12 protein-coding genes are annotated in these 12885 nt (G+C 71.1%); 5 read left to right on the top strand and 7 right to left on the bottom strand.

Translation table 11 applies throughout. The annotated features are described in order from the left end of the window. The 3 genes from D7V88_RS31535 to D7V88_RS31525 all read right to left on the bottom strand — a co-directional run. A partial coding sequence (locus tag D7V88_RS31535; RefSeq protein ID WP_244238497.1) for a sensor histidine kinase occupies positions 1-1471 on the bottom strand: 1471 nt, incomplete at its 3' end. Between the two features lie 69 nt (positions 1472-1540). After that, complete coding sequence (locus tag D7V88_RS31530) at positions 1541-2812, bottom strand: hypothetical protein (protein WP_244238496.1); 1272 nt, start codon at positions 2810-2812, stop codon at positions 1541-1543. Positions 2813-3022: 210 nt separating this feature from the next. Then, positions 3023-3826 (bottom strand): GNAT family N-acetyltransferase, encoded by an 804-nt coding sequence (locus D7V88_RS31525; RefSeq protein ID WP_244238495.1) that lies wholly within the window; start codon positions 3824-3826, stop codon positions 3023-3025. A 125-nt stretch (positions 3827-3951) separates the two neighbouring features. Here D7V88_RS31525 and D7V88_RS31520 point away from each other — a divergent pair, with 125 nt between their 5' ends. Further along, complete coding sequence (locus tag D7V88_RS31520; protein ID WP_147448940.1) at positions 3952-4368, top strand: hypothetical protein; 417 nt, start codon at positions 3952-3954, stop codon at positions 4366-4368. 39 nt (positions 4369-4407) lie between these two features. On the opposite strand, the gene D7V88_RS31515 is transcribed toward D7V88_RS31520, so the two are convergent. Next, positions 4408-5157, bottom strand: coding sequence for an SDR family NAD(P)-dependent oxidoreductase (locus D7V88_RS31515; protein ID WP_120544323.1), 750 nt, complete (start codon positions 5155-5157; stop codon positions 4408-4410). A 138-nt stretch (positions 5158-5295) separates the two neighbouring features. Further along, entirely contained in the window at positions 5296-6075 is a 780-nt protein-coding gene (locus tag D7V88_RS31510; RefSeq protein WP_120544322.1) for an SDR family NAD(P)-dependent oxidoreductase, read from the bottom strand. Positions 6076-6210: 135 nt separating this feature from the next. Here D7V88_RS31510 and D7V88_RS31505 point away from each other — a divergent pair, with 135 nt between their 5' ends. The 3 genes from D7V88_RS31505 to udk all read left to right on the top strand — a co-directional run bounded on the left by D7V88_RS31505 (position 6211) and on the right by udk (position 9052). Beyond that, positions 6211-6663: a winged helix-turn-helix transcriptional regulator gene (locus tag D7V88_RS31505; RefSeq protein ID WP_120544321.1), complete on the top strand. Its 453-nt coding sequence runs from the start codon at positions 6211-6213 to the stop codon at positions 6661-6663. A 35-nt stretch (positions 6664-6698) separates the two neighbouring features. Next, positions 6699-8345, top strand: coding sequence for an MbnB/TglH/ChrH family RiPP precursor modification enzyme (locus D7V88_RS31500; protein ID WP_120544320.1), 1647 nt, complete (start codon positions 6699-6701; stop codon positions 8343-8345). Between the two features lie 68 nt (positions 8346-8413). Continuing rightward, the gene (gene udk, locus D7V88_RS31495; RefSeq protein ID WP_120534103.1) at positions 8414-9052 is read left to right on the top strand and encodes a uridine kinase; all 639 of its coding nucleotides are present in this window, start codon (positions 8414-8416) and stop codon (positions 9050-9052) included. Positions 9053-9056: 4 nt separating this feature from the next. Here udk and D7V88_RS31490 read toward each other — a convergent pair whose 3' ends face one another. Continuing rightward, positions 9057-10088: an alpha/beta fold hydrolase gene (locus D7V88_RS31490; protein ID WP_120544319.1), complete on the bottom strand. Its 1032-nt coding sequence runs from the start codon at positions 10086-10088 to the stop codon at positions 9057-9059. 51 nt (positions 10089-10139) lie between these two features. On the opposite strand from D7V88_RS31490, the gene D7V88_RS31485 reads away from it, so the two are divergent. Then, positions 10140-11069, top strand: a complete 930-nt coding sequence (locus tag D7V88_RS31485) for a hypothetical protein (protein ID WP_120544318.1) — start codon at positions 10140-10142, stop codon at positions 11067-11069. Between the two features lie 92 nt (positions 11070-11161). On the opposite strand, the gene D7V88_RS31480 is transcribed toward D7V88_RS31485, so the two are convergent. Further along, positions 11162-12885 (bottom strand): outer membrane protein assembly factor BamB family protein (locus D7V88_RS31480; protein ID WP_244238494.1); only part of this gene is annotated, 1724 nt, incomplete at its 5' end.

The following is a 12885-nucleotide window of genomic DNA, read 5'->3' as shown; positions in this document are numbered from 1 at the left end:
GCCCCAGCCCGCCCGTGCGCGCGGAGCCCTGGGCCTGGGCGAAGCGCTGGAAGATGCGCTCGCGCTCGGCAAGGGGAACTCCCGGGCCGTGGTCCCGCACCGTCAGCCGCAGCTCGCCGCCCTGCTGGCGCAGCCACACGTGCACCGGCGTGCCCCGGCCGTAGCGCAGGGCATTGGCGATGAGGTTGCTCACCACCTGCTCCATGCGCAGGCGGTCGAACCGGCACGGGGCCGGCCCGTCCACGCGGGCTTCCAGTTCGACGCCGGCCTGCTTCGCCTCGTCCGCGAAGCGCGCGGCCAGGTCCTCCACCACCGTCGCCAGGTCTCCGTGGGTCAGCTCGAAGTCCAGCTTGCCGGTGCGGATCCGGCTGACGTCCAGCAGGTTGTCCAGCAGCGCGCCCAGCCGCTTCAACTGCCGGTCCGACGACTCCAGCCGCGCCGTCACCTTCGCGGACCCCAGGGGCTCGTTGGGGGACACCTGCGCCAGTCGGCGCACCAGATCCATCTGGAGGCGCAGCGACGTGAGCGGCGTGCGCAATTCGTGGCTCGCCAGCGACAGGAAGTCATCGCGCGTGCGCACCGCTTCGTGCAGCGCTTCCTCCGTCTCCTTGAGCGCCGTGATGTCCAGGATGGCGCCGCGCACCACCATCACGCGGCCGTTCGCGTCGCGGATGACGCGCGCCCGGCTGTTGAGCCAGTGCCACGAATCATCCGGCCAGTGCGTGCGGAACGTGGAGGAGTACGACAGCACGTCGTTGTGGAAGATGGACGACACCTGCGCTTCCACCGCGGGCCGGTCGTCCGGGTGCAGCGACGCGAGGAACTGCTCGTGCGTCCACTCGGCCAGGGGCTGCGGATACCCGTACAGGCGGTCGTGGCCCTCCGAGCGGAACACCTGCCCGGTGACGAGGTTCGTCTCCCAGACGGCCATCTGCGCGGATTCCAGGGCCACCTGGAAGCGCTCGCCCAACTGCCGGAAGCGCTCGTCGGTGCGCGCGGCGTCGTTCTCCGCGCGCTGCCGGCGGGTGATGTCCGTGGCCAGCACCCACATCTCGCCCCCCACGGGGCGCACCGACACCTCCAGCCAGACCCCGGACGGCAATTCCGACAGGAACCGCGCCGGCTCGCGCGTGGTGAGCGCGTCCAGCAGACGCTCGTGCAGGGGCGTCCCGGCCAGCGCCGGTTGCGCGGCCCACGGCGTCAGCCCCTCGCAGCGGCCATGCGGCAGGCCCAGCAGGGACGCGGCGCGGTGGTTCAGCTCATGGATGTTCCCCTGCGCGTCGAGCGCCAGGAACGCCTCGGCCATCATCTCCCGCAGGACCTGCAAGCGGGTCTGCGCGGACATGCTGGCCTCGTCGGCCGGAAGCGGAAGCTGCGTGGGATCCTTCAAGGCGCCCGTGCCCGAGGCAGAAGGGTCGTCCGCGGAGGCATGGCGGGCGGGTTCAAACGGACCACCGGGCAGGGGACTCATCAGGAACACACGCTCCCGCACGCCCCCCGGGCCCGTCAAGCAAGCCCGGGCAGGTCGCGCGACTGTCTGTCAGCCCAGCGGATCCGTGAGGGGTTCCGGCATGACCCACAACTCCGAGGGCCGGGCATAGGAGGCGTCGAACGCGAAGAGGATGCCGTTCCAGCGATCCAGGAAGTCCGCCCAACTGTACTCGGAAGGAGGGGAGGTGAGCGGGTTGCCGTCGCGGTCCGGCTGGGCATAGGCGTAGTCCGCGTACTTCCAGCGCACCGTGCCGAAGTCCGTCATCAAGAGCGGCGTCAGTGCCTGGAGCACCCCCGCGCGGGACACCTCGTCGGTGGGGGAGCCCGCGGGCGTGAAGACGGGCTGGGCCTGGTCGAGCTGTTCGCGCCACGCGACGAAGTTGGTGCCCATGGCGATGAGCGCGTCGCGCCGCGCGGGCGTGGGCGCGAGCCGGGCCTCTTCGTAGACGGCGAACGCGGCCACCAGCAGGCTCTTCCAGTGCAGGCCGGGGAAGATGAGGTCCATGCGGTTGGGGCGCGGGCTGTCCTCCGCGTGCGCGAGCGCGTAGGTGTACGCCGTCTGCGCCTCCGTGTTGAAGGCGCCCACGAGGGTGAATTCAGCAAGCACGCGCGCGGGGGTGATGGGGCCCGTGGCCGCGGCGCGCCAGTCCAGGTAGAGGCGCGCCGAACCGCCGATGTCGTTGAAGATGGCGAGGTTGCCCTCGTGCAGCGTGCGCTCCAGCGTGACGACGATGACCTCCGTCTTGTCGAGCGGAGACAGGCCCGGTGCGCTCGCGTACAGCGCGCCCAGGCGCGACGCGGTGGCGAGCAGGGTGCGCACATCCGCGAGCGCCCCGACGTTGAGCGCGCTCGTCATCACGCTCAGCGCGGCGGCCGCGTCGGTGGAGAGGCCCTGCGCGATGAGCTGGAGGGACAGGTCCTGGAGCTGGCCTCGCAGCACGCCGCTCAGCCCCAGCCGGTCCAACGCGTTCGTGAGTGACAGCGAGGGCTGCAGCCGCGCCGCGGCGATGAAGTTGCGCGCGAGCGCCGCGCTGTACATGCCCTTGCCACCGGCCTGCGAGGCATGCGGCGCGAAGGTGAACCAGTTCGGACGTGCGTTGCTGGTGCCACCGGGTTGCAGGGTGGGATCGATGATGCCGCCCAGCTCATACGCGATGTCGATGTAGCCCAGCGTGATGGTGCGGTTGTCCTCCAGGGGCGTGGGCGCGGACTGCGCGCGCGCGGAGGCCGTGGAGAAGAGAAGGGCCGCTGCCAGGAGCGCGGGAAGCGCGCGGAGCGAGAACACAGGGGGGCGGACGTCGTTGCGAGTGGGGATCGCCACGGAAGAGGTCCAGGGTGTGGGGGTGGGGTGGTGCTCCAGGTTAGGCACTCGCCTCCGGCTTCCAACCCCCGGCCCCCGACTTCGGGATGGCGCGCCGTTCGCTTCAGGACGCTTGGGCTGGCGCCGCTGTGGGGCCGGCACGCACTGCTCCCCTGGTGGGGGAGCTGCTTCGGCGGCCCCACGGTCCCACGGCGACTTCCACCCGGGGGCTCAGGCGCCCTTCGGCGGGGCGAAGTAGGACACGAAGCCCGTCACGTCGCGGTAGCCCATGCGCCGGTAGATGGGGGCGCCAGCGGGGGTGGCATGCAGCACCGTGCGCTCCAGGCCCCACGCCTTCTTCGCCTCCGTGTGGGCATGGCGCAGCACGGCTTCCGCGGTGCCCTGGCGGCGGTGCTGGGCCAGGGTGGCCACGAGCGCGATGTAGATGACTCCGTCCACGCGCAGCGCGGCGGTGGTGGTTCCCGCGACCCCGTCGTGGCAACCGACGAAGGCCCGGCACTCCGGTCCGTAGATGCCCGGCGCCGCCAGGGCCTCCCGTCCGCTCGCCTGCGGCATGTCGTAGCAGGCGGCATTCACGTCGGCCATCGCGTTGTGGCCCCATTCATCCCGCACCGGTCGCAGGTCGAGCGTCGGCGGCGGTCGCACCGGCGCGAGCAGACGGTCCGCCACCATGCCTGTCATGAACATGCCGGGCTTGAGTCCGCGCGAGGCGAGCACCGCGTCCGCCTGGGGGCGCAGCGCGGGCGAAAGCCAGTCGGGCGTCAGCGTGAAGGCCCAGCCATGCGGCCCCTGCGCGTAGTAGCGCGCGGCCGAGTCCACGGCGCGCTCCAGGTCGGCTTGTGTCTCCGCGGGTTTCGGGAGGAAGGCCATGTTCATCAGCGACCACGCCACGTGTCCCGCGGTGATGAACACGTCCGCCCGCTCCACCACCTCGCCCCCGGGCAAGCCCAGCGCGAACAGCCTCCAGGCTCCACGGAACTGCGCGTGCGATTCGTCGATCTCGGCTCGGGACAAGGGCCACCTCGGGAGGGGAACGGGGGGAGGGATTCTCCGCATTCTCCGCGCCTCACGTCTACGTGCGTGAGGGCAGGGGCCTTGCTAAAGCGGAACAGGATCGGGGCAGCGAGGAGCGTGACGCGATGAACCCATTGGAAGGCCAGCCCTGGCAGACGACGTGCCGGGTATGTGGCAGGCAGACGTGTCCCCGACCCGAGGCGGTGGCTTCGTGGATGCGGACGATGTTGGACCGGGTGCACGGCACGCAGATGCGCGGCGCGGGCCAGCGCGGGCTGCGCGAGGCCCTGGCGATGGAGGGCGTGCTCATCACCACGCACCTGGAGGTGTGGTCGCGGGCGCTGGAGGGCGTGTGCCCGGACTGCATCGCGGAGGTCGCGCCGGAGACGGACGCGCGGCTCCAGGATCCGGAGGCGATGCATGAAGCGTCGCTCGAGCGCTGGCGCAGGTCCGCGCCGGAGCTGGTGAGCGACGCGGTGGAGTCCGCGGTGGATGACACGCTCGAAGCCGCGCGCGAGGCCGCACGGCAGTCGAAGTCCTGAGTCCGGTGGGGCAGGGCGCGAGCTGTCCGGCCCCCGGCGCTAGAACGACTCCTTGAAGGGGCGCAGGTCCACTTCCTGCGTCCACGCGGAGCGGTGCTGACGGTGCAGTTGCCAGTACGTCTCCGCGATGGCGTCGATGTCGAGCATCCCATCCTCCCCCAGTGCCTTCACCCGCTCCGGCGCGAGCGTGCGCACCCGTTCGCCATTGATGCCACCGTCGATGAGCACATGGGCGACGTGCAGGCCCTGGGGGCCGAACTCGCGCGCCATGCTCTGGGAGATCATCCGCAGGCCGGCCTTGGCGGCGGCGAACTGCGCGAAGCCCGCCTTGCCGCGCAGGCTGGCGGAGGCTCCGGTGAAGAGCACCGTGCCCCGACCCAGCGGCACCAACCTCCGGGCCGCTTCGCGTCCGACGAGGAACCCGCCGAAGCAGCCCACCCGCCAGAACTCCTCGAACAGCGCGGCGTCCACATCCAGGAAGGGGATGTGGCGGTTGTTGCCGGCGTTGAACACGACCAGGTCCGCAGGCGCGAAGCCGTTGCCCGGCGCCATGGCCCGGTCGAGCAGCCGCACGACGTCCGCTTCCTTCGTCGCATCCGTGACGACCGCCTCGCCGCTGCCGCCAGCGGCGACGAGCGCGTCCACCACCCGCGACAGCTTCGCCTGCGTGCGTCCGGCGACGAGGACATGGTGTCCCTGAGAGGCGAACTTCCGGCAGAGCGCGGCACCCAGGCCCTGTTCGGCGCCGACGCCCACGACGACCGCGGTGGGTTTGAGGGAGGAGGTCATGAGGGGCTTTCCTTCGTGGAGGGTGAAGCGGCCCCGGCATCGTGCCCGGGACCGCGCCGTGAAACCCCACGCAGTAGAGCGGCCTTGCTCCTCGATGTCCGGGGCCTGACGAGAGCCGCGCGGCGCGGGGACCCGGCCCTACCTGGAGGCGCGAAGCATGGGCAGGCCCGCCGGTGCGCCGTTGATGCCACCGTCGACGAAGATGTCCTGCCCATGCACGTACGATGCGTCGTCCGAGGCGAGGAACAGCACCGTCCTGGCGATCTCCTCCGGCTCACCCATGCGGCCCAGGGGAATGGTGGACGAGAGCGCCTTGTCCAACTGCGCGTACGCCTCCGGGTTGGGCGCCTGCGCATCCCAGATGGGCGTGCGCGTCGCGCCGGGGGACACGACGTTGACCCGGATGCCCAGGGGTGCGAACTCCGACGCCCACACGCTCGCCATCGCCTTCAGCGCGCCCTTGCTCGCCGCGTACGCCGAGTACCCCGGCATCCCCAGCTCGCTATGCACCGAGCTCGTGAGGATGATGGACGCGCCGGACTTCAAGTGCGGCGCCGCCGCTTGCACCGTGAAGAAGACGCCCGTGACGTTGGTCCCGAGGATGGACTCGAAGGTCTCATGCGACGTCTTGCCCACGGGTGTCATCCCCGCGATGCCCGCGTTCGCGAACACGATGTCCAGGCCTCCGAAGCGCTCCACCGTCGCCGCCACTGCGCGCTCCAGCGCCGCCGGATCCGTGGCGTCCGCCTGGACCGCCAGCACGTTCGCGCCCAGCTCCTTCGCCACCGCGTCCAGCGTCTCCCGGTTGCGCCCGGTGATGGCGACGCGAGCCCCCTCCGCCACGAACAGCCGCGCCGTCGCCAGCCCGATGCCGCTGTTGCCGCCCGTGATCAGCGCCGTCTTGCCCTTGAGCCTCATCCGAGTGCCTCCGGTTCATTTGGTTTCATGATGAAACCGAACGAGGAATGACTAAACGCGGTGGTTTCGTTATGCAACCAGAAGCACGTCCCCTCTGGGGAACGGGGCCCGGCCGGGTGCCGGAAGGAGGCGAGGATGAAGCGGACGAGCATGGAGGGGGTGGCGTGCCCGGTGGCCCGGTCGCTGGACGTCATCGGCGACTGGTGGTCGATGCTGATTGTTCGTGACGCGCAGTTGGGGCTGCGCCGGTTTGGCGAGTTCCAGAAGAGCCTGGGCGTGGCGAAGAACATCCTGTCGCAGCGCCTTCGCCACCTGGTGGCGCACGGCATCCTGGAGGTCCAGCCCGCGTCGGATGGCAGCGCCTGGCAGGAGTACGTGCTGACGGCGAAGGGGCACAGCCTCTTTCCCATCCTGGTCGCCCTGGGCGAGTGGGGCCGGGAGCACTGCTTCCAGGAGGGCGAGGCGCGCACGGAGCTGCGGGACAAGGCGCACGGCCTGCCGTTGAAACCGCTGGAGGTGCGTGCGGCGGACGGGCGGCTGCTGTCCCCCCAGGACACCCGGGTGGAGCAGGTCCCGCCAGAACGCTAGCGCCACGTGGGGCCCGGGCTGGTTAGGGTGTGCCCATGACGCGCCCTGCACCGGAATCGTGGACGCTGCCCTGGATGGGGCTGGGACTGAGCAGCAACCTGAGCGCTTCGGACGTGCCGCATCCGTACCGGTTGCTCGACACTGCCCCCGGGCTCTTCGACTTCGTGGAGTACAGCGCGCCCATCGCGTTGGAGGAGGCGAGGGCCCAGGCCACGCTCTTCCCGGAGATGTGGCGACGGCGCGCGGACGTGCCGGTGCTCTTCCACCCGGTGCACCTGAACCTCTACGGGCCGGAGCTGGAGCCCGCGTCCGCGCTCGCCCAGTTGGACGCGCACGCGAAGGCCGTGGGCAGTCCGTGGGTGGGCAACGACGTCGGCTGGTGGCACGCGGGCGGCCAGCCCTTCCCGGGCTATCTCTATGTGACGCCTCCGTTCAGCGAAGCGGGCCTGCGGGACTGCGCGGCGCACGCGCTGCACATCCAGGCGGGTCTGAGCGTCCCGCTGGTGGTGGAGAACCCCGCGGTGCTCGCCACGCGCGGCGGGATGCACGCGCTGGACTTCATGGCGAAGCTGCACGCGCGCACGGGCCTGCCGCTGCTGCTGGACCTGGGCCACCTCTTCAGCCACCAGCTCTCCGCGGGCCTGCCGTTGCGCACGGGGTTGGACGGCTTCCCGTTGGATCAGGTCGTGGAGATCCACCTGGCGGGCGGGGTGGTGACGCGTCGGGGGCCCCGGTCCTTCTACGTGGATGACCACACGCAGCCCGTGCGCGAGGAGCTGTTCGAACTCCTTGCCGAGGTGCTTCCCCGCTGCAAGCGCCTGCGCGCCGTCACCTTCGAGGGTGACGGTCACCCGCCGGAGGTGGCGCTCGCCTCGCTGCGCCGTCTGCGCGCCCTGGTTCCGAAGGAAGCCCGACCGCCGCTCGAAATCCCCGCGTCGCGCGAGCCCGTGCCCGCGCTCACTGGGGAGAGCCGGCCGTGGGCGCTGTTCGACGCGGGCCACGGCGTCACGCCCGCCACGGAGGATGAGGATCCGGAGGGCACGCGCGCGGACCGGGACTTCCGGCTCGCGGTGGTGGCGGAGCAACTGGACAAGGACTGGCCCCTGACGCGCCTGCTGCTCGCGGCCACGCCGGAGGGGCTGGAGTCCTTCACCCGCTCACGCGAGTACCGGGCGCTCTTCGACGGGCTGGGCAAGTCGTTGTCGCACGCGTTCGCGTCCTGGGCCCGCAAGCGCGCGATGGCCTCCCAGTCGGACGGATTCGCCGCAGCGCTGTCGCTGGAGATGATGCTGCCGCACGCCTTCCTCCAGACGCCGCCAGCCCCGGCGCCCGGGCAGGTGGCCCTGGCCGAGGACGTCCGCCTGGGCTCCTTCCCGGCGGACCTCACGGAGTTGGTGTTCGCCACACGCGCATTACGGCGGCACCTCACCGGCCGTGCGTGGGCGTGTGGCGCGATGGAGCTGTCCGGCCTGGAAGCCCTGGCGCAGGTGGCAGCCCGACCAGGCCCGGGGCCGTGGCGCTTCGCCATCCGCCGCAGGGCGCAGGGCTTCGAGGTCGTGACGCTGCCGCCAGGGGTGGCGGAGGGGCTGTGGGCGCTGGGAGACGGCCCGCTTCCGGTGGGGGACGTGCCTCCGGGGGCGTTCGCGGAAGGGCAGGCGCGCGGGCTCTTGAGGCGGGCATAAGGCGGGCGGGATGTCGGAGGGTCAACGGATCCTTGCGCCCACCTGTCTGGTGGGGTACTGCCCGCCGCATGTCGTCACCCCTCGTCGTTGGCATCGCGGGCGGCACCGCATCCGGTAAGACAACGGTGGCTCGCAAGGTGCGTGAGGCCCTCGCCGACTGCCGGGTCGCCTTCATTGATCAGGACTCGTACTACCGGGACCTGAAGGACATGTCCCTGGCGGACCGGCGGGAGGTGAACTTCGACCACCCCGACGCGTTCGACATCGAGCTGCTGGTCAGCCACCTGCGTGCCCTGAAGGCGGGGCAGGCCATCCAGAAGCCCGTCTACGACTTCGTCACGTCCGGCCGCCAGCCGCACACGCACCGCGTGGACCCCGGGGACATCATCCTCATCGAGGGCATTCTCGTGCTGCACATGAAGGAGGTCCGCGACGAGATGGACGTGAAGATCTACGTCGACGCGGACGACGACCTGCGCATCCTTCGTCGCCTCACGCGCGACATCAAGGACCGCGGCCGCGACTTCGACCACGTGGTGGGCCAGTACCTGCGCCACGTGCGCCCCATGCACATGGGCTTCGTGGAGCCGTCCAAGCACCACGCGGACATCATCATCCCGCACGGCGGCAACAACGACATCGCCATCGGGATGCTCGTGGGCGCGCTCCGGGCCCGGCTCGTCGCCCCGCAGCACCTGGCGCGCTAGGCCCTCAGCGCCAGCGAAGGAAGTCCTGCACCGGCCCTCGCAGCCGGTGCGCGTCCGACAGCAGGGTGCCGTGATCGCCCGGCCCCTGCAGCTCCACGAAGCGCGCCTGCACGCCCGCCGCCGTCAACTGGTGGTACGTGTCGCGCACGCGGCCCGCCGGCGCCAGCGCGTCCGTGGAGCCGGTGAGCAGCAGCACCCGCGCGCGGATCTGCGCGAACGTGTCCGTCAGGTCGCAGCCCGCGTAAGCCGAGCACAGCAGCGACCACGCTGTCGGATCAAACGTCTCCGCGAACGACGCGGCCTCCGCCTCCAGGGCCGCCTGCGCCGTGGCGCTGTCCGGATACGCGGAGCCCAGGTGGTCGCGTCCGTACAGCAGCCGCAGGTAGTCCATCCGCAGCCGAGACAGCGTCTTGTTGGGAACGCGCTCGCGAAGCGGAGGGGTGTCCTCGGTGTCGGGCGCCATGCGCAGCACCTGTGACGTGAGGCCCATCTTCTCGCGCAGCCCCTCTGGCAGGGCTCGCGCCGCGCCCAGCACCACCACGCTGTCCACCAGATCCGGGAACAGCGCCGCCAGCCGCAGCGCGACGACTCCGCCCAGGCCCACGCCCACCAGGGCCCGCACGTGCGTCAGCTCCTGGGCGCGCAGGAACGCGGACACGCCCCGCGCCATGTCCAGCACGGTGAGCGGCGGCAGCGCCTTGCCCCAGAGCGCGCCGGAGTTCGGTTCCACGGTGATGGGCGACGTGGATCCGAACGGGCTGCCCAGCAGGTTGGGCACCAGCACTGGCGTCACCTCCGGATCCAACGCCTTGCCGGGACCGATCAGCTCATGGCCCCAGCCGAAGGGCTGATACGGAGCGTCCGGACCGGTGCCCAGCGCTTGATGAGAATGAGACAGGTCGTGCAGCACCACCACCGCTTTGCCATCCGACGGTTTTCCGTAGGCCTGCCAGGCAATCTGGGGGTTCCCCAGCAGCTCCCCTTCCTCGAGTGGAAGGGGAACGGTGAACGATTGGATTCCCCCGGCGTGGAGCACGATGATGCAGGCTCATATCATTGCCTGCCCGAACGCACAGGAGCCTGACGCGTGAAGCGCTACTTCGGATTCATTGTTCTCATCGCCTTGGTGATTGTCGCCGCGGTGACGAGCTACCGCACTTCCGCCGCACGGACGAAGGAGGCGGAGCGGGATGCCGACTTCCGCCGGATCCAGTCCGTCTATCTGGAGCGCGTGGGCTGGATGCGCACCAACCCCGACGAGGCCTCCTACCGGGATGAGCTCAAGCCCTTCTTCAAGACGTACTTCGAGGACATCGACGCGCACCTGACGCGCTTCGAGGGCAACACGAAGTTCGACAACTACCTCCAGGAACTGGAGAAGCGGGAGTCGTCCGCCGGCGAGAAGAAGGACGCTCGCGCGGGGGACCGCAAGGCGTTCTACGAGTACGCGCGCAAGCAGTTCGACAGCCTGCGCGAGGGCAAATACCGCCCGGTGTGGACCGCGAGCGACAAGGGCATGCGCCTGGACATCATCAGCTCCGACGTCGTGATGGTGATGGGCAAGCCGCAGATCCGCCTGCAACTGGCGCTCTGGGGCGCGCAGCGCGTGGAGAAGGACGAGGGCAAGGTGAAGAAGATGGTCACCAGCGCCTCGTTCGACACGATGTGGAAGCTCACCGACGCGAAGGGCAAGCTGCTGGGCGAGATGCGCGGCGCGGATCCGTCGATGAAGATCGACTACCCCGAGCGCCTCATCGCCGAGTTCCCCCCGCAGATGGTGCTGGGCCACTACGACCTGGACCTGCTGCCCTCGGACGTGTCGAAGCTGGAGATGACCATCAACGTCGGCTCGCACGCGGCGTCCGGTGGTCAGGCCAACTCCACCTACCTGTGGAAGATGGACGTGCCGTCGGAGTGGAAGCTGGGCGCCAACGAGACGTGGGAAGGCGCCACGCAGGAGGAGCGGCCGGAGGAGGAGATCGACCCGGCCAAGGCCTCCGCCAAGAAGGGCGGGTAGCCCTTCGGTTCCGGAGTCGGGCGGGTAGCCCTTCGGTTCCGGAGTCGGGCGGGTAGCCCTTCGGCTCCGGAGTCGTGAGCCCTTCGCCGTCGTTACTCGACGACGGCGAAGTGGGACCCCAGCCGGTACGCGGACAGCGTGCCGGCGTCGTCCAGGAAGTACAGGTTGAGGCGCACGTCGGCCTGGAGCGCGACCAGCCCCACCCCCGCGCGCACCTCCGCGAGCACCTGTCCGCCGCGAGGATCCACCGCGCGCACCACCTCGCCCGCCACCAGCGTCACGTCCCGGGCGGTGCGCGCCGGCAGCGCCGCGATGAGTGGCTCCCCCGCGGCCCCCACGCGCCAGTCCACCTGTCCGGACAGCGACACGCGGGCGGCGGCCCCGGACGCGCTCGTCACCACCACCGCGCGAGGCAGCGGCGCCAGCGCATAGGGCCCCGGGCCCAGGTGCAGCGCGCGCTCCCAGACCTTGCGCCCGCGCGAATCCAGGCACACCAGCAGCCCGTCCTCGTCGCGCATGCCCGCGAGGAACACGCGCTGGCCCATGGGCAGTGGCGGCGAGGGCAGGGTGAGGTCCGGCTCGTGCGTCCACAGCGCTTCGCCGGTGTGCGCATCCGACAGTAGCAGCGCCCAGTGCGAGCCGCGTCCCAGGACCGCCAGGAACCGCTTGCCCCACGCCACTGGAGGGCCATGGAAGGGCATGGGCGAGCGCAGCCGGTAGCGCACCTGCCCATCCTCCAGGTCCAGGCCATAGAGGTAGCCCGAGTCCGTGGACAGGAGCGCCCGGTGGCCCTGCGTGGCCAGCCATCCGCGCTGCGTGCGCGGCGGGGCCAGGCGCCACACCTCGCGGCCCGTGGCCTCCGCGAAGGCCACCGCGGTGCGGTCCTCGGACAAGGTCAGCAGCAGCCCGTCCTGACGCAGGAGCAGGGGCCCCAGCGGGATGCCGTCATGGTCATGCAGCCAGCGCGCGCCCGAGCCCCGGCCGGTGAAGCCGAACACGCGCGCCCCATCCGCCGCCACCGCATGGCCATCCGCGGACGCCGCCACGCCCAGGGACGCGGACCTCCGCCAAAGCTCCGCGCCGTCCTTGCGTGAGAACGCGCACGCAAGGCCCGGCGCGCAGTACACCGGCCCATGCCGGCCCACGAGCAGCCGCGCCTCTTCCGGCTCCTCCAGCCCGCGCTGCTCCCACAGCTTCTCGAAGCGCAGGCGCCGAAGCCGCCCCGGGACCTTCAGCGGCCGGGACTCGCCGCGAGCAGGCGCGCTCTTGCGCTCGCGTGCTTCGCCCTGCGCTTCGGGAGGCTTCTTGGCGCCCCTCAGGTGCGACAGGCCCTCACGGCAGCGCTCCGTCAGCTCGACGAGGTAGGGGTTGGAGACCTGGACGCGGTGGGCCTCCGCGAAGGCCAGCCCCAGCGCCTCGCCCAACTGGAAGAGCGCGGACAGCAGCGCGGCAGGCTCCAGTGGGAACCAGGTGCCGGTGGGGCCTGACTTCGCCCGTTGCCCCTTCAGGTCCAGCGTCAGCGTGGGGCGCACGCCCGCAGGCTCGAACTCGAAGCGGGCCTCGCCCATCTCCACGGCGCGCGCCAGCTCCACCGCCTGGCGGGACAGCTCCAGTACGGTGAGGAACGGAGGCCCCTGGGCACGCCACGCCTGCGGTCGCCCGGGCAGCGCGAGCCACACCTCGCCCGCGCCCAGCAGCGGCGCCAGCGCCCCGGAGGAACCCTTCGCGGGGCCCTCGCGGGAGGCGGGGGACACGTCCTTCAATTCGAAGCCGAACCCCGGCACGGAGACGGGCTCGATGCGCAGCGGGGTGGGGG

This window comes from Corallococcus terminator, assembly GCF_003611635.1.
Taxonomy (GTDB): Bacteria; Myxococcota; Myxococcia; order Myxococcales; family Myxococcaceae; genus Corallococcus; species Corallococcus terminator.
This window is presented reverse-complemented; position numbering and strand designations above follow the sequence as displayed.